This is a genomic window from Enterococcus sp. DIV0240d (genome assembly GCF_051711245.1).
Classification (GTDB): domain Bacteria; phylum Bacillota; class Bacilli; order Lactobacillales; family Enterococcaceae; genus Enterococcus_D; species Enterococcus_D casseliflavus.
On the sequence record NZ_JBIOMG010000001.1, the window covers coordinates 1,450,440 to 1,470,988 of the forward strand.

The 20,549-nt window shown below is 33.3% G+C and carries 20 protein-coding genes and 2 pseudogenes; 19 read left to right on the forward strand and 3 right to left on the reverse strand.

Annotated features, from left to right (window positions below; translation table 11 throughout):
- Positions 1-8: 8 nt before the first annotated feature.
- From IGJ25_RS06840 to tnpC, 17 genes and pseudogenes are all read left to right on the forward strand, one after another.
- The gene (locus IGJ25_RS06840) at positions 9-716 is read left to right on the forward strand and encodes a CpsD/CapB family tyrosine-protein kinase (RefSeq protein ID WP_375847848.1); all 708 of its coding nucleotides are present in this window, start codon (positions 9-11) and stop codon (positions 714-716) included.
- A 23-nt stretch (positions 717-739) separates the two neighbouring features.
- On the forward strand, positions 740-1,504 hold the full coding sequence (locus IGJ25_RS06845) for a tyrosine-protein phosphatase (protein WP_142423691.1): 765 nt from the start codon (positions 740-742) through the stop codon (positions 1,502-1,504).
- Between the two features lie 12 nt (positions 1,505-1,516).
- Entirely contained in the window at positions 1,517-3,334 is a 1,818-nt protein-coding gene (locus tag IGJ25_RS06850) for a polysaccharide biosynthesis protein (RefSeq protein WP_142964381.1), read from the forward strand.
- Between the two features lie 10 nt (positions 3,335-3,344).
- The gene (locus IGJ25_RS06855) at positions 3,345-3,959 is read left to right on the forward strand and encodes a sugar transferase (protein WP_276530029.1); all 615 of its coding nucleotides are present in this window, start codon (positions 3,345-3,347) and stop codon (positions 3,957-3,959) included.
- Positions 3,956-4,804, forward strand: coding sequence for an NAD-dependent epimerase/dehydratase family protein (locus IGJ25_RS06860; RefSeq protein ID WP_375847844.1), 849 nt, complete (start codon positions 3,956-3,958; stop codon positions 4,802-4,804). Before IGJ25_RS06855 ends, IGJ25_RS06860 begins: the two co-directional genes overlap by 4 nt.
- Complete coding sequence (locus tag IGJ25_RS06865) at positions 4,801-5,961, forward strand: glycosyltransferase family 4 protein (protein ID WP_047929516.1); 1,161 nt, start codon at positions 4,801-4,803, stop codon at positions 5,959-5,961. The genes IGJ25_RS06860 and IGJ25_RS06865 overlap by 4 nt, the downstream gene beginning before the upstream one ends.
- Positions 5,962-6,005: 44 nt before the next feature.
- Positions 6,006-7,187, forward strand: a complete 1,182-nt coding sequence (locus tag IGJ25_RS06870) for a CDP-glycerol glycerophosphotransferase family protein (protein ID WP_047929515.1) — start codon at positions 6,006-6,008, stop codon at positions 7,185-7,187.
- Positions 7,188-7,321: 134 nt separating this feature from the next.
- Positions 7,322-8,461 (forward strand): glycosyltransferase, encoded by a 1,140-nt coding sequence (locus IGJ25_RS06875; RefSeq protein WP_087064001.1) that lies wholly within the window; start codon positions 7,322-7,324, stop codon positions 8,459-8,461.
- Positions 8,458-9,327, forward strand: coding sequence for a glycosyltransferase family A protein (locus tag IGJ25_RS06880; RefSeq protein ID WP_047929514.1), 870 nt, complete (start codon positions 8,458-8,460; stop codon positions 9,325-9,327). Before IGJ25_RS06875 ends, IGJ25_RS06880 begins: the two co-directional genes overlap by 4 nt.
- Positions 9,328-9,335: 8 nt before the next feature.
- On the forward strand, positions 9,336-9,908 hold the full coding sequence (locus IGJ25_RS06885; RefSeq protein WP_438779203.1) for an EpsG family protein: 573 nt from the start codon (positions 9,336-9,338) through the stop codon (positions 9,906-9,908).
- A 577-nt stretch (positions 9,909-10,485) separates the two neighbouring features.
- Positions 10,486-11,904: an oligosaccharide flippase family protein gene (locus IGJ25_RS06890; protein ID WP_047929513.1), complete on the forward strand. Its 1,419-nt coding sequence runs from the start codon at positions 10,486-10,488 to the stop codon at positions 11,902-11,904.
- A gap of 72 nt (positions 11,905-11,976) precedes the next feature.
- A complete protein-coding gene (locus IGJ25_RS06895) occupies positions 11,977-12,489 on the forward strand; it encodes an acyltransferase (RefSeq protein ID WP_375847842.1) in 513 nt (170 codons plus the stop codon).
- Positions 12,490-13,126: 637 nt separating this feature from the next.
- A complete protein-coding gene (locus IGJ25_RS06900) occupies positions 13,127-13,747 on the forward strand; it encodes a stealth conserved region 3 domain-containing protein (RefSeq protein WP_438779444.1) in 621 nt (206 codons plus the stop codon).
- Entirely contained in the window at positions 13,744-13,875 is a 132-nt protein-coding gene (locus tag IGJ25_RS06905) for a hypothetical protein (RefSeq protein ID WP_237558188.1), read from the forward strand. The genes IGJ25_RS06900 and IGJ25_RS06905 overlap by 4 nt, the downstream gene beginning before the upstream one ends.
- A gap of 95 nt (positions 13,876-13,970) precedes the next feature.
- Entirely contained in the window at positions 13,971-14,153 is a 183-nt protein-coding gene (locus tag IGJ25_RS06910) for a hypothetical protein (protein ID WP_002300846.1), read from the forward strand.
- Between the two features lie 106 nt (positions 14,154-14,259).
- Positions 14,260-14,499: pseudogene (gene tnpB / locus IGJ25_RS06915) on the forward strand (IS66 family insertion sequence element accessory protein TnpB); the annotation flags it as partial.
- 95 nt (positions 14,500-14,594) lie between these two features.
- Positions 14,595-16,115, forward strand: a complete 1,521-nt coding sequence (gene tnpC, locus IGJ25_RS06920) for an IS66 family transposase (RefSeq protein ID WP_438779204.1) — start codon at positions 14,595-14,597, stop codon at positions 16,113-16,115.
- Positions 16,116-16,617: 502 nt separating this feature from the next.
- Here tnpC and IGJ25_RS06925 read toward each other — a convergent pair.
- Positions 16,618-17,367 (reverse strand): MurR/RpiR family transcriptional regulator, encoded by a 750-nt coding sequence (locus tag IGJ25_RS06925; protein WP_375847838.1) that lies wholly within the window; start codon positions 17,365-17,367, stop codon positions 16,618-16,620.
- 119 nt (positions 17,368-17,486) lie between these two features.
- Positions 17,487-18,038: pseudogene (locus tag IGJ25_RS06930) on the reverse strand (transposase); the annotation flags it as partial.
- 106 nt (positions 18,039-18,144) lie between these two features.
- On the opposite strand from IGJ25_RS06930, the gene istA reads away from it, so the two are divergent.
- Together istA and istB are read left to right on the forward strand one after the other, a co-directional pair.
- Positions 18,145-19,383, forward strand: a complete 1,239-nt coding sequence (gene istA / locus IGJ25_RS06935) for an IS21 family transposase (protein WP_438779205.1) — start codon at positions 18,145-18,147, stop codon at positions 19,381-19,383.
- Positions 19,373-20,113 carry an IS21-like element helper ATPase IstB gene (gene istB / locus IGJ25_RS06940; protein ID WP_311904618.1) on the forward strand — a complete coding sequence of 247 codons (741 nt, stop codon included), beginning with the start codon at positions 19,373-19,375 and terminating at the stop codon, positions 20,111-20,113. The genes istA and istB overlap by 11 nt, the downstream gene beginning before the upstream one ends.
- Before the next feature lie 67 nt (positions 20,114-20,180).
- On the opposite strand, the gene IGJ25_RS06945 is transcribed toward istB, so the two are convergent.
- The gene (locus tag IGJ25_RS06945; RefSeq protein WP_438779206.1) at positions 20,181-20,537 is read right to left on the reverse strand and encodes a helix-turn-helix transcriptional regulator; all 357 of its coding nucleotides are present in this window, start codon (positions 20,535-20,537) and stop codon (positions 20,181-20,183) included.
- Between the last annotated feature and the right edge of the window lie 12 nt (positions 20,538-20,549).

The following is a 20,549-nucleotide window of genomic DNA, read 5'->3' on the forward strand; positions in this document are numbered from 1 at the left end:
AGGGAACAATGATGGCAAAAAAACAAGAACGTACTGGGACGCAGACACATGCAGTAAGTTTGATCACGCTAATTGATCCTTCTTCACCAATCTCAGAGCAATATCGTACGATCCGTACAAATATTCAATTTGCGTCTTCAGCAGATAAACAAATCAAGACCATTGTCATTACATCCTCTGAGCCTAGCGAAGGAAAATCGACAACCTCAGCTAATTTAGCGGTTGTTTTTGCTAAATCAGGACAACGGGTCTTGTTAGTCGATGCCGATATGCGGAAGCCTACAGTATACAAGACATTCAGCTTAAATAATGCGAGTGGATTGAGTACCGTGTTAAGCACCTCAACGAGCGTCCTTGAAGCAGCCCAAAAAACGGTTATCGATAATTTATCTGTTTTAACAAGTGGACCAAAACCACCAAATCCATCTGAGCTACTTGGGTCAGCACGAATGAATCAAGTGATGGAAGAAGCGAAAAATCTTTATGATGTGGTTATTTTTGATATGCCACCAGTTGTAGCAGTAACTGATGCGCAAATCATGGCATCTAAAGCAGACGGAACGATTTTAGTGGTTCGAGAGAATGTTGCTCGGAAAGAATCCTTAACAAAAGCGAGAGATCTTTTAAATATGGTTCAAGCAAGAATTGTTGGTGTCGTTTATAACGGTGCCGAACACTCGAAAGATTCAGGATACTACTATTATTATGGAAATTAATTAGTTTGAAGGAGACGAGAGAAATGATTGATTTACATTGCCACATTTTACCAGGAATTGATGATGGAGCAGAAGACATCAATGCGAGCATCGCTATGGCTGAAAAAGCGATTAGCCAAGGAATTACGCATATCCTTTGTACCCCACATCATAACAATGGAAAATACCGCAATCCGAAGTCAGAGGTCATTTCTCTCGTTACTTCTTTACAAGAAGAATTGGACGCACGGAGCTTGTCCTTGACAGTACTTGAGGGACAAGAGGTGAGAATAACAGGAGATTTAATTGAAGATATACAGAAAAATAACATCCTTTTTACAGATCTTGATGATACGTATATCTTGATAGAATTTCCTACGATTGAAGTACCTACGTATACAGAACAAATTTTCTTCGATTTACTACAGCTGGGAAAAATTCCAGTCATTGTCCATCCCGAGCGGAATGCTCATTTTAGGAAAGACCCTAACAATCTAATCCCATTTTTAGATATGGGCTGTTTAGCTCAGTTAACTGCGCCAAGTTATGTCGGCGTATTTGGAAAAGAGATTCAAAAAACCGCAAAAACAATGGTTGAACATAATCTTGTTCAGATGGTCGCTTCCGATGCCCATGGGGTCTCTAAACGTACCTTTTACTTAAAAGAATGTTATGAGCAAATCGCCAAGGACTTTGGTAAGGAAAAAGTAGCACAAATGAAACAAGTCGCAAAGGACCTGATCAACGGGGATGAGATCAGCTATCCAGTCTATGAAGAGGCAAAAAAGAAGAAGTTTGGTTTATTTTAGGGGGAATGTAAGGTGTTTGTATTAACAAGAAGAAGAAAAATTGCCACATTGGTTGTTGTGGACAGCTTGTTATTAATTGCTGCAAATATTGCAGCAGCTAAATTCATGAAGCCGTTTGTATCTATACCAATGGACCTTATTTTAATCTCTATCGGTTTGTCGATTGGTATTTATTTATTTTATGGTAGTTTATTCAAAGTTTTCACTCGGATCAATCGCTATACAAATTTAAGAGAGATCATTGCAATTTTTAGTTCACTATCTGCAAGTGCTGCCTCAAGTATCCTCATACTGATGTTCATTAATCGGCGATACAGTTTACGGTTAGTTATCTTTGCTTATCTGCTTTCGCTCTTATTGATCATCGGTAGCCGATTGATCTGGCGTATCTACATCGAAACAAAAAATATGAGATATGTATCCACAGATTCTGCTAAAAATACCTTGATCGTTGGTGCTGGCGAAGGCGGGCGTATTTTATACAACAGCTTTCTTGGATCCAAAACGGCTCAAGATATCCACGTTGTCGGGTTTGTAGATGATGATCCAAATAAAAGAAATACGTATCTTTCAGGAAAAAAAGTATTAGGTGCATTAAAAGATATTCCGGAATTGATTGAAAAATATGACATTCAAATGGTAACGATCGCTATCCCTTCCTTATCAAGAAAAAAATTACGAAGAATCTTCGAGTTAGTCGAATCCGCTCGTGTGAAAGTCAACACGATGCCTTCTATAGAAGAACTTGCTTCAGGAAAAATTAGCGTATCAAAATTAAAAACAATTGACGTAGTGGATTTACTGGGAAGAGATGAGGTAAAGCTGGATATTGAATCCATCAAAGATCAGATCACAGACAAAGTCATTCTTGTCACCGGCGCAGGAGGATCGATCGGTTCAGAAATCTGTCGGCAAATCATTCAATTCAATCCTGCAAAGCTATTGCTTTTAGGACATGGGGAGAACTCGATCTACTTGATTGACCTTGAGTTACGCACGCATCATCAAAATTGTCCTACAGAAATCGTACCGATCATCGCAGATATCCAAGATCGCGAGAAAATCAATGAGATCATGGAACAATATCATCCAGATATCGTCTACCATGCAGCTGCTCATAAACATGTACCACTGATGGAATATAATCCAAAAGAAGCAGTCAAAAACAATATTTTCGGTACAAAAAATGTAGCAGAAGCAGCTAAAGCAGCAAAAGTGAAAAACTTCGTCATGGTATCGACAGATAAAGCTAACAATCCTCCAAATGTCATGGGTTCAACAAAACGAATCGCTGAAATGATCGTGACTGGATTGAATGAAGAAGGCTGTACGAAATTCTCAGCTGTCAGATTTGGGAATGTCCTTGGTTCTCGAGGTAGTGTGATTCCAGTATTCAGAGAACAAATTGCTCAAGGTGGTCCAATCACTGTAACAGACTTTCGTATGACCCGATATTTCATGACGATTCCTGAAGCGAGTCGTTTAGTTATTCAATCTGGCGCATTAGCAAAAGGTGGCGAAATTTTTATTCTAGATATGAGTGAACCAGTGAAGATTGTAGACCTAGCCAAAAACATGATCCGATTGAGCGGGTATAGCGAAGACGAAATCGAAATCATTGAAACAGGTATCCGTCCAGGGGAAAAACTATATGAAGAACTATTGTTGGATAAGGAAAGAAATGATGAAGCAGTTTATGAGAAAATCTTTGTAGGAAACATCAAAGGTTACTCCATGCAAACAGTGATGGATTTTGTCAAGAGCCTGCCGCAAGACGATGAACAATTGGCTAAAGATATTGTCACTTTTGCAAATGCTTCGAATAAGTAGGGGGAGTAAAGTGTATAAAGACGGTTTAAAAAGAGGGATAGATTTTTTATTATCTTTAGCTGGCATCATCGTATTGTCACCAATTCTTTTGATTCTATGTATAGCTATCAAAATCGATTCAAAAGGTCCAGTCATCTTTAAACAAAAACGGGTAGGAAAAAACAAGACCCATTTTTATATCTATAAATTTCGGACAATGAAAGTAGATACGCCTCAAGAGACACCAACTCATTTGTTATCAAATCCTGACTTTTTTATTACACGAGTAGGAAAATTCCTTAGAAAAACAAGTCTGGATGAACTACCGCAATTATTTAATATATTAAAAGGGGACATGGCAGTCATCGGACCACGCCCAGCGCTATGGAACCAATATGATTTGATTGAAGAACGAGACAAGTACCACGCAAATGATATCCGTCCAGGACTAACAGGCCTCGCACAGATCAGTGGACGGGATGAATTAGAGATTGACTACAAAGCACGTTTAGACGGACAGTACACAGCAAATATCACGCCAATGATGGATCTAAAATGCTTTTTTGGAACTATAATCTCCGTCTTTAAAAGCGAAGGCGTTGTCGAAGGCGGAACTGGTTCGGCGAAAAAGGAGGATGTAAAATGAAAAAGATCCTGATTACTGGTGCAAACAGCTATATTGGTATATCCTTCAAACAATGGATGACACAATTTCAAGACGAGTATCAAATCGACACACTAAGTGTACGAGGTGACGCGTGGCGAGAACATGACTTTTCGGAGTATGATACGGTTTTTCATGTAGCAGGTATCGCGCACGCAGATGTATCGAAAGTAAGCGAAGAAACCAAACAGCTCTATTATGCAGTCAATCGAGACCTTGCAATTGAGACAGCAAAAAAATATAAACAAGATCTATCAGGAAAGAACGGACAATTCATTTATATGAGTTCCATCATTATTTATGGTGAAGAAACAAATATCAACAAAAAACGTGTAATCACTCCAGATACCAAACCAAATCCTTCCAATTTCTATGGCGACAGCAAACTGCAAGCGGAAATTGGCTTACAACCATTAAATGATGATACTTTCCATGTTGCTATTTTACGTCCACCAATGATCTATGGACCGGGGAGTAAGGGGAACTACCAACAATTGGTCAAGTTGGCAAATAAATTGCCAGTTTTTCCTGATGTAAAAAATGAAAGATCAATGCTGCATATTGATAAGTTATCTGAGTTTGTCAAAGAACGTATTGATGCTCAAGATAGTGGCGTATTTTTTCCACAAAATGATCAATATGTTCGTACAAGTCATATGGTGAGAGACATTGCTCAAGCAAATGGGAAAAAGATTTACCTTTTCTCTTATATGAATTGGGCAATACGCTTACTGGGATATGTACCAGGAAAAATCGGACGATTGACGAATAAGGCGTTTGGAAGCCTAGTTTATGAGAAAAAGATAGGTAGAGGAGAAAATCGATGAAAAAAGCTTTAATGGTAGCTTCAGTAGCTTCCATGATAGATTTATTTAATATGAATAATATTGAAATATTACAAAAGCTAGGTTATGAAGTGCATGTGGCGTGTAATTTTGAAGAAGGCAGTATTACTTCGAAAGAGAGAGTTATAGAGTTTAAAAAAGAACTTAAAACAAAAAAAATAAAATATTTTCATATACCTATTCCAAGAAATATTTTTAAATTCCCCAAAATACTCACTTCTAGATTTTTATTAAAAAAATTGATAACACAAAATAACTACAATTTAATTCACTGTCATTCGCCTATTGGGGGAGTAGTTGCTAGAAGCGCTGCAAAAAAATTTAGAAAAGGTGGATTAAGAGTTATATATACAGCTCATGGCTTTCATTTTTTTAAAGGGTCTCCTATTAAAAATTGGATATTGTTTTTCCCTATTGAAAAGTATTATTCTAAATATACTGATTTATTGATTACAATTAACAAAGAGGATTATAAGCTAGCCAACAAGAAGCTTCATTCTAAGTATAATAAATATGTGCCTGGTATTGGGATTGACGTTAATAGTATAAGTAAACAAAATTTTGATAAGAGTGACATGCTTCATGAATTGGGATTAAATGAAAATGATTTTATAATTACAAGTGTTGGTCAACTTTCCGTTAGAAAAAACCATCAAATTATTATCAAAAGTTTACCTCTTCTAGAGAATAAAAAAATCAAATATATCATCTGCGGACTTGGAGAATTAGAAACGGAGTTAAAAAAACTAGCTGAAAATCTAGGAGTAAGTGAACAAGTAGTATTTACCGGCTATAGACAAGATGTTAGCAAAATATTATCCATATCAGACTGCTTTGCTTTTCCTTCTTTACAAGAAGGGTTACCAGTAGCTCTGATGGAAGCTATGGCAATCCCATTGCCTATTATATGTAGTAATATCCGTGGGAATAAAGATTTAATTATAAATGAGGAAAATGGATTTTTAGTTAATAAAAACAAAGTAGAACTATATGTGGATGCAATAAAAAAATTGTTTGAAAATAATAATTTACGAGAGAATATTAAAAAAAATAATATGAAAAGAATTAATAACTATGATACACAGAAAATTAATCAGAAAATGTATACAATTTATAAAGACAAGATGTTTTCTAATTAATTATTATAGTAACTAACATGTAAATTAGTATTGGAGGATTTTTTTTGAAAGAAAAGTTTATAAAAAAAATTAAATATTCAAAAATATTGTTTAAATTACTTAATTTTTTTGGCAATCTATTTTTTGGAGTAATTAAATATTTAGTTCCTATCAATAATAAAAGAGTATTACTTGTTTCTTATGGAGGTAGAAGATTTGATGATAGTCCCAAGGCAATACTTGATAATTTAATTAATGATTCTAGATTTAAGAATTATGAATTTGTAATAGCAATAAAAGAATATGACTCAATTGAAAAAAATACTTTAATATATAATAACTTAAAAAATATTAGAATAGTAAAAATTGACACGTTTATTTATTTTTATATGGTCATGAGTTCGAGGATATGGATCACTAATTCAGCAATAGAACGTTCTTTTACATTTATAAAGAAGAAGAAAAATATTTATGTTAATACTTGGCATGGAACCCCTATAAAAAAAATGGGAACAGATATAATCAAGAGTAATGAATCGTTTAATCCTGTAAAAAAATTCAATTGTGATATTTTTTTATCACAAGGGAAATATGAAACTGAGATATTCTCACGTGTTTATCGGATCGATAAATCTAAAATCCATCAAATTGGTCTTCCACGAAATGATGAACTTATTAATAACGCGAGCAAAGATTCTATCGATATTAAGGAATATTTTAAAATAAAACCTACTAAAAAAGTGATTTTATATGCTCCAACTTTTAGAGAGTTTAATATTAAATTTGGAGCAAAGACAAGTAATCATTTGAATTGGATAACGCAGTTAGATGATGGTTATGTGGTACTGATGAGAGCCCATTATGAAACTATGGATATATTTGAAAATAATAAAAACACAAATATAATTGACGTAAGTACTTATGATTATATTAATGATTTAATAAAAGTTTCAGATTTGTTAATAACGGATTACTCAAGTATTATGTTTGACTATTCTATTACAGAAAAGCCAATCATTCTTTATTGTTATGACTATGATACTTATGAAAGAAAACGAGGTTTATACTTTGATCCCAGAAAAGAATTAGTTTATGCTGACTCTTCAAGTAGCTTACTTTTTCATATTGAAAATAATTGGCAAGATGCAAAAATTAAAACAATTAACTTTAGATATAATTATATTACAGAGACTGGTCAAGCAACTCAGAAGCTTGTGGATTTATTGTATTCAACGATTAATAAATAAAGAATACATATTATGTATTCAAAAAAGTATAGAGAAATAAGTAAAAAATGTAGTAATATATAATTTATAAATAAATTAATGTGATGTTTGATTATCAGTTTCGATATTGAGACTTATTTAAGGAGAAGGTACAATTGAAAATTAGAGTACTACATGTTCTGCATGGTTTGTCTATGGGAGGAACTGAAACAATGTTAATGAACGTATTTCGCAACGTTGATAAAACAAAATTTGAATTTTCGTTTCTCCTACATACAAACGAGTTAGGATTCTATACTAAAGAAGTAGAATCATTGGGTGGAAAGATCTATGTTTTGCCAAAATTTAATGGTGCAAACGTAATAAGTTATTCAAAAGCTTGTGACAGTTTTTTTAAAAAAAATAGATTTGATATAGTTCATGGACATATTAGTAGCAGTGCCAGTATTTATTTACATTATGCAAATAAATACGGTATTACAACAATAGCGCACTCACATAATATATATTCAAATTCTGTTAAAGATGTAATTCATAGAGCATATACTTTTTCTAACAGATATATTGCAAATTATTTTTTTGCGCCCTCGCTTGAAGCTGGAAAGGATAGATATGGTAAAAAAATTGTTAATTCCAAAAAATTCTATCTAGTAAGAAATGGTGTATTGACTAATAAATATAGATTTTCTTCAAATTCACGATTTTTAAAACGGAAAGAATTGAGTTTAAGTGATCATACTAAGGTGATAATAAACATAGGCAGATTTGTAAAGCAGAAAAATCACAAATTTATATTAGATGTTTTTGATAATTACAGGAAGAATCACGATGATACAAAATTAATTTTAGTAGGGGAAGGGAAATTAGAACAAGATATATATCAAAGAATAGAAGATCTTAATCTTACGAAAAACGTGATTATTCTAAAAAATAGACAGGATATTCCAGAGTTATTAATGGCATCAGATATTTTTTTCTTTCCTTCTTTAAACGAAGGTTTAGGTATTGCTTTAATTGAAGCCCAATTAACGGGTATTACCTGCGTTATTTCAGATAAGATCCCTACTTCCGCAATAATTAATCGACAATTAGTTAGTGTTCAGAGTTTGGAAACAAATAAAATTTGCTGGGCTAAAAATATAGAAAATGGATTTAAAAATATTAGTCAAAATCAACGTGCCACATCTTTTAATGACTTCGGCTATGATATCTCACAAACAACGAAAAAATTAGAAATAATTTATAAAAAAATTTATTCTCAAAGGCTTCAAAGAGAGGATGATAACAGGCAGTGATTAGTGTAATAACGGCAACCTATAATAGATCAAAGATATTAGAACGATGCTTTGAGTCACTAGTACGTCAAACTATACAAAATTTTGAGTGGATCATTGTAGATGATGGCAGTATGGATGATACGGCAGAGACTGTAAAAGAATTTCAAAAAAAATGTCAATTTAATATAAAATATATTAAAAAAAATAATGGTGGAAAACACACTGCCTTAAATTTAGCACAACAATATGTAGAGGGAGAAATTATTTGTTTTCTAGATAGTGATGATTATTTAACAAGGGACGCTATATCATTAATCATCACATACTGGAAAAAGTATCAGAGTAATCCAAATATAGGAGTTATTTCCTTTTTAAAGGGATACAATGACAAGACCCCAATAATAGGATCTGTTAGTTCTGAGGAAGTAGAATCAAATCATATACAATATAGAATTAACAATAAATTAAAAGGAGATATGTGTGAGACTGTAAAAAGAGAAGTGTTTTTAAAGCAAAAATTCCCTGAATTCCCTAATGAAAATTTTATGTCAGAAGGATGGCTTTGGGTAACTATTGCATACAATTATAACACTGTATACGTTAATAAAATAATTTATATTGCTGAATATTTGGAGAATGGATTAACTAACCAGGGAAAAAAGCTAAGACTAATGTCGCCTAATGGTGGTATGGTAAACAGTTTAGTGCAAATGGGAAAAGAAATTAATATAAGACATAGAGTTAAGCATGCTATATTGTTTAATGTTTATTTTCTCAGCTCTAAAATGAATTTCAAAAGTTATTTTTTAACAAAATATTTATTTATTCGTGTTATTACATTTATCCCAGCAATATTTTTTTATAATAAATGGAGGAAAAGCTAAATTAAACTATGACTATATATATATTAATTTTTGGATGCTTGTTTTTCTTTTCTATTTTAAGAGAACGATTCAAAAATAATACGGTAAATACTGTACTCGTAATAACGCTTTTAGTTATTTGCATACTTATAACAGGAACTAGATATCATATGGGTGGCACAGATATCATAAATTATGAAAGTTTTTATAGAGATACTCCCAAAATTTATAACTTAAATATATTTCAACTTATACAAAATCAAGGTTTAATCGGTGGAGATATTGGTTACACATTAATAAATGCTTTTTCTAAGACAATTGGATTATCGTTTTATGGTTTTACGCTATTAGTTGCCATATTTTTCTACAGTGCAATGTATTCTGCATTTAAACAGTATTCTTCTAATTTTTATTTCTTTTTATGTATGTTTTTTTATAAAGGACTTCTAGATTTGACTTTCGTATATATGCGCCAGTCTATTGCTGTAGCTATATTCTTTTTAAGTTTAAAATTTTTAAACGAAAAAAAATTAATTCGGTATGGAATAATATGTTTAATCGCTGCAACGGTTCACTTTTCAGCATTTTTTTACTTGCTTTGATACCGATTAAATTATTTAAATTAACACGAAAATTTATAATTATTTATAGTATTTGTTTGTCTTTCACTTATATTTTTGTTTTGCTAGATATTAATGTATTTAGTTATTTGACATTCTTACATTCTATTTTTCAAGGAGTAGCAAGTTCCAAAGTTGATTCTGTCATGGGATTGAATAATCTCTATGCTAATACTAGTACTAGTTTTTTGCATCTTGCTGAATTTCTTGTAATAGACATTCTTTTAATAGTTAATAAAAATAATTTAGATGATCTTGAAAGTAAAGAAGATACAATAATAAAAATGTTCTTATTATTGTTGCCTATTTTTTCAATTTTTGCAAATCAAGAAATATTAATAAGATTGAAGTATTATTTCATATTGGTATACCCAGTAATCATTCTGTATTCTATTAAAAGTTTTTCGGAAAAAATACGAGTATTGGTAATTATAATAGCATGTGTGATTAGCTTTTTGGGCATGTATAAGTTTGCTGTTCAATTTGACGGAGGGGTGTTGTCTAATTATCATTCCTTTTTGGAATATGGACAATCTATTTTTATGAAAGAGTAAGTATTATGAAAACATTGAAAAATTATTTTTTTACGATTGGTTATCAAATTTTCTCAATTATATTGCCTTTAATAACGATGCCCTATGTTTCAAGGATTCTTGGACCTACAGGTCTAGGAAAGTTTAATGCTTCATTTTCTTTATCTCAGCTATTTGTCATCTTTTCTATGCTAGGTATTCAAAAGTATGGTAGTTTAATAATTTCAAGAGATAGAGATGATTCCAACAAAAATAGAAAAGATTTTTATGAGTTGTATACGACTCAATTCTTTTTTTCTGTCATATCATATCTATTTTATATTGGGGTTATTTATTTATTAACTAACGGACAAGATAAAGTTCTATATTTAGTTCAAGGATTTTATATATTTGCAGCTGCACTTGATACTTCTTGGTATTATCAGGGAAAAGAAATGTTTGGTACTATAGTGAAACGGAGTGTTTTTTCAAAGGTATTAGGAGTTTTGCTGATTTTTGTCTTTGTAAAAAAAGCGGAAGATTACATTATATATGCAGCAATTTTGTGTAGCTCAATTTTTCTTTCAAATTTAATAATGACTTTCTATTTGTTTAAAACAGAATTTAAAAGTTTTAGATTAAAATTTATATGGATGCGAAAAAGATTTTATGAATCATTTATGTTTTTTATTCCATCTGCTATTAATCAAATATCAATACAGATAATTCCAATATTAATTGGGATATATCTCAGCCAAGCTGATGTTAGTTTTTACAGTAATGGATTAAAAATTATTCTTATTCCAATGTATATTATTACATCACTTATAACTGTGCTATATCCAAGAGTTGTTTTTGAAGGAAAGAAACCTAATAGTAATGTTTCAAATACACTATCCTATTCAATTAGTTTTATACTTTTATTGATTTTTCCACTTACTGTAGGGTTGATATCACTTGCACCTAATTTGGTTCCATGGTTTTTTGGCAATGACTTCTTGAAAGTAACTTCAGTTATAATCATACTTTCTCTTAGAATTCTTCCATCAGCTCTCATAGAATTTTTTGGAAACTTAGTTCTCATCCCTAAAGGACTTACTAAGGAATTTACATTCCTTATTAGTTTTGAATCTATTTTTTCGATTTTAGGTGGAGGACTTTTATCTGTTTTTTGGGGAGTCAAGGGATTTTGTTGGGGAATCGTTATGGGTGATTTTTTATGTCTTTTTTTTGTTATTATTTATGTTCAAAGGTTCAAGTTGAAACTTTTGAGGAAGGAATATATTCATTTCATTTTATATTCGACAATAATGTATGGAGCTATTCAATTAGTTACAAGTCTAACATATTTTAAAGGTTTTATTTTAAGTACATTTCAAATTGTTATAGGGTTAGTAGTTTATCTAACTTTAATTTTATTGTTTTCTAGAAATGAATTAAAAAGAATTATAAAACTCTTTAAGTAAAAAGTGACTCATGAGTATCATAAAAATTATTTAATTCATTAGTTAATAAATTAAATAGATGAAAGGAAGAAAATGAAAATACTAAATAAAATTATAACTACGTATATTATACCTAAACTGTGGTGTCCAAGTCTTCTCAGAAGAAAGCTTCTTAATAGAATAGGTGCTGAAATTGATATAAACGTAGAAATAAGACCAAATGTTTTTTTTAATAGTCCAAAAATTAAAATTGGAAGTGGTTCATTTATAAACCGATACTGTAAATTATTTTCTGCTCATATTGATTCTGGAAAAATTATTATTGGGAAGAATGTATTTATTGGAATGGATTGTTTAATTACTTGTATAACTCATGAAATAAATAATGAAATTTCACATAAAAGAGCTGGTAAAAACGAGTATAAATCAATTATAATTGAAGATGGTTGTTGGATAGGTGCTCGAGTAACAATTTTACCTGGGATAAGGATAAGAAAAGGCTGTATAATAGCGGCAGGAGCCGTTGTGACCAAAGATACCTGCGCGAACAGTCTATATGCAGGAGTTCCAGCAAAAAAAATTAAGAATTTAACAAGGGACTTTTAGAATCTTTATATTAAATAAACAAAAAAATAATAGTGGCAATGTTCATTTTATTCAAAATTGATTGTTAATGTTTTTGTTTTTTGAGAGGTTTCAGGTTTTTGTATTTATTTTTTCAGTTTATTCATGAACCTATAGATAGAAGTTAGCAATAAGAGAACGAAAATTAGAATTATTGATATATAAACTTAGTATTAGGAAGTTGGAAACAAGTGGTTAATTTTTTAAAGGTATTATACCAGCATTGATAAAGTACTCATCTCAATCTACGGTCTCATAATAGTATTATTAGATATTAAATGGTTTCTACAATAGCGTCTAACATTACCAAAAAGTTGTATAATAAGTCTTATTTGTCCAATTAAAGTCATGGTATAGCCGAAATATCCTCATCCTCTGATATTTCTCCCTACGTAGGACAGTATAATACAAAAATCATATATAGGATGTGGGAGAGAGTAAATTAAGTTTTTTGAAACACTTTAATAGTCAGCTACTTAATGATGAATCAAAATATAGAGATTGGGATTTTTTTAAATTTTGGTTTAGGGCGGTAGATATTCATGCTCCATGTGTAAATAAAATACATGTAGTAACTTAAGGACACATCCCTTCATGGTTAGAAACAAATAATAAGAAGATAAATTTAGTTAAACATGAAGAGATAATGCCGAGTACATCCTTGCCAACATTTAATTCGCAAGCAATAGAATTATGTTTAAACAGGATTGAGGGATTGAGTACCAATTTTGTTTATTTTAATGATGACGTGTTTTTTAATGATAGAGTTAAAGTAGATGATTTTTTCCTTAATGATTTACCTCGAGATATAGGGTTATTAAATGTTATTACTCCAAAACGAGGTGGAATTGAACACGCTATTGTTAATAACTTAGAAATCATTAACGAATATTTTAACAAAAGAAAAGTTTTAAAAAATTATTTCTTTAAATTTTTTAATAGAAGATATGGAGTAAATAATATTAGAAATATTTTACTTGTTTTATGGAAAGACTTTACAGGTTTTTATGAACCTCATACAGCAGTATCACTTAATAAATCAATTTTTGACAAAGTATGGGAAAAAGAGCAAGTAGAAATGAATAAAACTGTTCATTCTAAGTTTAGAAGTAAAGAAGATCTCAATTTTTGGTTAATTAGATACTGGCAACTTTGTACTGGAAATTTTTACCCACAAGAAAAAATTTTTCTAAAATGTACTACCTTAATGACAATAATGATTTACTTTTTAGTGAAATGAAATCTCCCCAACATAAAATAATTTGTTTAAATGATACAAATAAAGTTTCTGACTTCGAGAAAATAAAAAATGAACTTTTGCAAACATTTATGGAGAGATATCCAGAAAAATCTCAATTTGAAAAATAAGAATAATTTTAGTAAGCGTGTCATAGGATAGTATCTCGTACGCCGGTTATCTTTCTTCTATAATTAAACTATCAAATATAGAAGGAGAAAAACGAATGAATAAAAAAGATATTGTACCAGTTCAATTTTCAAGTGCGGCTCAAAAATCGCAAATTGACACCAAGCCAAAACTAGCTTGCAGAATCAAATCGGAAGATAAGGAAATATTTATTTATAATGGAATGGATAAATATCTTTTGTATACCTTGTTAAAAGAGTTGAATGCCAATGCTCATTGATGCAACTGCATTGAAACATATTTTTATCGTTTGTGGAAAAACAGATCTTCGAAAAGGAATTGATGGACTAGCAGCTTTCGTTATAGAATAATATGACCTTGATGTTTACGATCAAGCGCTTTTCTTATTTTGCGGTACGAAGAAAGATCGCTTCAAGGCTCTTTACTGGGATCAAAATGGATTTGTATTAATGTACAAAAGATTTGAAAGTGGGTACCTTCAATGGCCGCGTTCCAGAAAAGAAGTCTTACAATTAAATCCGCTCCTTTTGGAGCGATTGTTGACTGGCCTTTCAATCGAAGAAAAATGTACGCTAAAAGAAACGAAAAAAGGTGCGATATATTAGACGAAAACCTTGTTAAATCAAGGATTTTGTCTGTTTTTCGTTGTCATAAAATGGTATAATAGATGTAAGAAAATCGCTAGAATGGTGGTGTAAAAATGACAAAATTGGAATCTGAACTTCTTGTACAAATCAAGCAATTAACACAGTTGCTTGAAATCCAGCAACAGGAAAATACTCTTCTTAGAGAACAAATTGCTGAAATGAATCGACGCTTGTTTGGACGAAAAAAAGAAACACCACCCGTAGATGGGCAAATCGATTTATTAGACGACTCAACTTTTAATGAACCAGAGCACACTGGACAAGAAAGCCAGGAAACCATTACGGTATCTTCTTTTAAACGCAGAAAACGCAAGGGACTCAAAGCACTTTCATTAGAAGGTCTGCCTGAAGTTCCTATTCATTATGAATTAAAAGGTGCCGATTGTTTGTGTGAAGACTGTGGTCATACTTTACATGATATCGGTGCGACAAGGCTTAGAGAAGAGCCATTGTATGTTCCTGCCCATATAGAAAAACAAGTCATCTACCAACATGCCTATCATTGCAGAGAATGTGAAGCATTAGGAGAAACAAAAATCAAAAAAGCGTCTGTTCCTAAACCGTTGATCAATAATAGTCTAGGTTCCTCTTCAATTGTGACACAGAGTATTTGGGAAAAATTTGTTAAAAAGGTGCCGGCATATCGACAAGAAAAAGAATGGCATGCACTTGGTTTCCCTCTTGATCGTAAAAAAATCACTAATTGGCATATCAAGGTAAGTGAAATGGTTTTAGAGACAATCTACAATTGCTTTCATCAAGAATTAAGCAATCAGGAGGTCTTACACGCGGATGAGACAAGCTATCGGGTATTGAATACTCATAAAGAAAAGACCTTTTACTGGTTATATGCTTCAGGTAAAAGCGAAGAAAAACAAGTTGTGCTCTACGAGCACGCAAATTCGCGTTCCGTTGATGAGCCCAAAAGTTTTTTAGAATCATTTAGCGGTTTCTTGCATACTGATGGTTACGCGGCCTATGGAAAGCTGCCGGTAAACAATGTTTATTGTTGGGCGCATGTTCGCAGAAAGTTTTTTGAAGCATTGGGTAAACAACCGTCCCCAAAAAGTCATGCCAAAATAGGGTTAGACTTCTGTGACAAGATGTTTCGAATCGAACGGACCTTTAATAAGCTTAGCGCAGAAGAAAGGTTTGTAGCGAGGAAGGAAACGTTGCAGCCTGTGATGACTGAATTTTTTCATTGGTGTGAGAGTTTTGCTTATTTGCCAAAATCGCAGCTTGGAAAGGCGGTTCAATACGCAGTCAATCATAAAGACGGACTTCAGATTGTGTTGCTTGATGGACGGTTGGAACTTTCAAATAACCGAGCAGAGCGTGCCATCAAAGAGTTAGTGATCGGTCGAAAAAACTGGCTATTTTCTAAAAGCTTAAAAGGCGCTAGATCAAATGGAATTATATTGAGTATTATCCAGACAGCTGTTGCGAATGGGTTAAACATCCGCAAATATTTAAATCATCTTTTTACAGAGATTCCCAATCTGTCTTCGATGACACCTGAAGCGCTACGCGCTTATTTGCCATGGAATCAGCAGATACAAGAAATCTGTAAATAATATAAGCCACAAATAACCTGATTTGAGTGTATCAAATCGGGCTATTTGTGTTTAGGTACCATTCTATGACACGCTTACTAATTTTAAACTCTTTGTTAAAATTAGAGCGATAAGGTAGCTATAAAGCACAACAATGTTAGTAAGTATTGCTAACGTTGTTGTGCTTTTAACCGTAGAAGATTAAGATGTTGATTAGAAAATACGCCAATGAAACGTAAAATTTATAAGCAATTTGTTTCATAATTAGATGTACATGTAAGGTTTCTCTAGTTTTGTATTAAAATACTTTTTCAAAAATACTAAACGGATAACTTTCTCGTATTAAAAAAAAACTTATTGATATGATGGAAAACTGAAGTTCCTTGTTATCTTTATAAAAAAAGAACTATTTGATTGAACGAGAAATGATTATACAAAAGTTTCCTTTTAGATTAATCTTTTCGTCATCTCTATTCTATTGGAATTTTTCTAGCAATTGTTATCAACCGCAAATCAAATCCCCTCAATTCTCCCCCATACGCAATACATAGGCATCAAGCAGAATTCTCGCGATGATCTGGAGAGGCAAACGTGACTGTACTTCATAATCAGGGAAATAAGAACCTTCTGATTTGAAACCTACGAGATTGATCTCGCAATAGTCTTTCAGTGTAGAGGAATGATTGGCTGTAACTAGAATTGAACCAATCTCTGCATCATAGCAATTCTTTGCAGCAGTGACGAGTTCTTTTGTCTCGCCGTTCAAAGAAACAAAAATAACGCTGTCTTTCTTAGTTAGTTTCCGACTGATGCTTTTGATAAGCTCTGGATCAGTATGCATTTGACAATTTTTTCCTGTTAATTGAAGTTTTACCAGCATTTCTTGACCAATCATTTCTGAAAATCCTCGGGCAAAGACAAAAACCCGGTCAGCAAATTTGATTATTTGTATCGCATCCTCAATATTTCCGATTTCCAACATATTGATCGTACGTACCACTTCTTGTTCATTTTTTAGAATGGCTCGGCGGATGCCTTTGTCTACTTTATCTAAGAAAGAAAAATTGATGTTCTTGTTTTCTCCTTCTTTTAGATGATACTTAAACGAAGTAAACCCTTCATAGCCTTTCTTTTTCATTGTCCGCACAATGGTGGCTGTTGAGACATTTGCTTGTTCACTTAGTTTCACAATGGAGTAGTTAGGGATCTCTAGGATATGGTGTTCGATAAAGTTCCAGAGGTACTGTTCTGTTTCACTTAATTTGTGATCCATATTCTTTCCTTCTTTCACCAAAAGTTAGTTAAAAAATAGGCTCTTTGTCAAATGATGTTGGTAAAGAGAAATCTTAGAATAATTTGGGCAGAAAGAAGAAAAACTTCTTTCTGTTCTTTTTATTTGGTTAAAATAGTTTTACCGTGTCGAATCATGATCCGTCGTTTGAAATTATAAAAATTTCGAAACCCATAAGCATTGCGTTTTAATACTTTAATATGGTTGTTTAAACATTCTAGTGGTCCGTTTGAATAACTGTAGCGGAGGGCATTTTGGATCTGTGGCAGAAACTTTTTAAATGTTCGCAAAGTTGTCGCATAAGTTTCAGGTAACTGGCTGACTTCTCTGGATAAACAGTCCTCAAATAGTGAATGATCTCTTTTCTTTACTGCATAAAGAACATCTTGATATAACTGATAGCCTTGTCGTAGATTGGGACAAGTAGCTAACAATCGGTCGACAATCTCACTTTCAGTTAAGTAATCTTTGAAACTGGCACGCCAAACCCGTTTTTCATCGTTCAACTTTGCTTCTTCTTTTTGTAGGAGTTTCCAATAACGTTTCATTTTTTTACCAAGCCCACGTTGGTATTGAGAAGTACTTTTAAGTCGTGCATTGGTTTCCTTCACTCGGTGGTTTAAAAAAGTTCTTCCTATATGCTGGACAATATGGATGTTAACGGCAACGATAAAATGTAGGAAAATGGCAATTTAAAATTGTTGGTTTTCCTACATTTTTGTATGCTCTTCTTATCCCAAATGAAACGGAGGTTCAGGGATGAGAAAAGATATACGTGAAGGAGTGATGATCTACGTGATCAACGAAATCAAACCGAACTATGCCGCATTAGCCAAACAATATGACTGTGATTATCGAACAGTCAAAAATGCATACGAAGAAGCTAAGGGTGAAACGTCCACACCTACCCCGCGCAAGAAACGTCCAAGCAAGTTGGATCCATATAAAGAAATTATCCAAGACAAAGTCAAGGGGCATTGTAGTACCTACAGTATCTTCAAATTTATCGAACGCAAAGGATTTGACGGGAGCTACAGCCTAGTAAAAGCTTACTGTCGCGAGTTCAAACAAGAAAAAGTGCAAAAGGCCACCATTCGTGTTGAGCATAACCCGGGACTTTCCGCCCAGGTTGATTGGAAGGAAGATATGCGCTTAATCAGTAATCAAGGAGAAGTTTTTGAATTTAATATCTTCTTATACGTCCTTCCTTACTCGAAGAAAAAATTCATTACTTTAACCTTTGACCGTAAGCAAGATACCCTGTTTGAATGTCTGGATGATGCCTTCTATCACACCGGTGGTGTGCCAAAAGAAATCTGGTTCGACAATATGAAGACGGTGGTTGATCATTCTCGCAGTCAGTTTTCAAAAGCGCATTTCAACGAACGCTTTTATGCCTTCAGTAAAGACGCCAGCTTCACGCCAATTGCCTGTCGTCCCTTTCGACCACAAACAAAAGGATGTGTAGAAGCGTTAGCCAGAACTGTTGATCGACTGAAGGTCTATAACCATGAATTTTATGATACCGTAGAGCTATGTCATCTAGTGAATGACCTATGTTCTGAGTTAAATAGTGAAGTCTCCCAGGCAACGGACCAGACGCCAGATGAGCGTTGGTGGACAAACGAAAAAGAGCACCTACATGAATTACCGAAAAACCTTTTGAATCCTTATTTTGAGGACTTTATTAGCCGTAAAGTCACGAAGGAAGCCATGGTCGTTTTCCGTAAATGCAGGTACTCTGTAGATCCTCGCTATATCGGTAAAGAGGTTGAAATCGAGCTCTCCGACAAGGAAGACCAAGTACAAATTCATTATAACGGAGAACTGATCCGGTCGCATCCCTTAACGAAAAAACAATTGAACTATCATGAGGAGGACTATTTCCAAATCCTAAAGTCAGATGTCATGAGCCATAAAGAGGACGATGACATCAGAGCTTATACTCGCGAAAGTCTAAAACAATATGATTTGGTGGAGATTGCTGATGAAGAATAGCCATTATCAAGAACTGATGACCAACCTAGAAACGCTCGGTTTAAATCACATGCGGGAGTATGTTCCCAATTATATCGAGGTTGCCAATCGAGAGGAGCTTTCCTTGACGGAAGCTCTTCTGGAATTAACGCGAAAGGAAGTCAATCATCAACATAACCAGAAAATGAATCGCGTGATAGAGCGAGCGCGCTTTCCTAAACGGACCAGTCTAGAGGAATTTGATTTTACCTTCCAGCCAAGTATTAATAAACGTGAACTGCTGGATTTAAAGCACATGGGTTTCGTAGAAAAGCATGAGAACCTGGTCTTTATTGGGAGCCCAGGAGTTGGGAAAACGCATCTAACGATTGCCTTAGGAATTGAAGCCTGTCATCAAGGGTACCGGACTTTATTCATCCCTTGTCATGAGCTTCTTTTACGCTTACGAGCTGCCTATGAGAAAGGCACGCTTGAGCGAGTACTAAACCGATATGCACGATATGATGTGTTGATTATTGATGAGATTGGCTATCTACCGATACAAAAACAAGAAGCCGATTTGTTCTTCCAGCTTCTAGCCATGCGTTATGAACACCGCTCTACGATTATTACGACAAATATCGTCTTATCTCGATGGGGTGAATTGTTTCAAAGCCCAGAAATCGCGGCAGCGATCCTTGACCGACTGGTTCATCATGTCAAAGTGTTCAAGATTACCGGCAAGTCTTATCGTATGAGAAATAAAATCTAAACTGGCGATTGCCGACAATTCCTATTGCCGAAAACCTACATTTTTATTCTGCCCAAAACCTACATTTCTAAGTTGCCCTTGACACTGTCCATAGGGTCATTGTTCCTGTAGGTGTGAAGAAGTCGGTGAAAACGCAAGCGACGACTGCAGTCAAATTTAGCAAGTATAGAGGAAGGCGGAAGGTTTTTTTCTTCTCCTCGATCTCTATTTCTGGTTCTTCTGCTAATTGTTCTGGTTTTAGCAGTGACTCTAAATCGATTTGATAGAGATCACTTAATTTGATCAATGTGTCGATGTCTGGGGTACTTCGATTGTTTTCCCAATTTGAGATCGTTTGTCTAGTAACAAATAATTTTTCGGAAACTTCTTGTTGGGTGAGTCCTAATTTCAAGCGACTCTCTTTTATTTTTTCAGCTATAGTCATTTCAATGCTCCT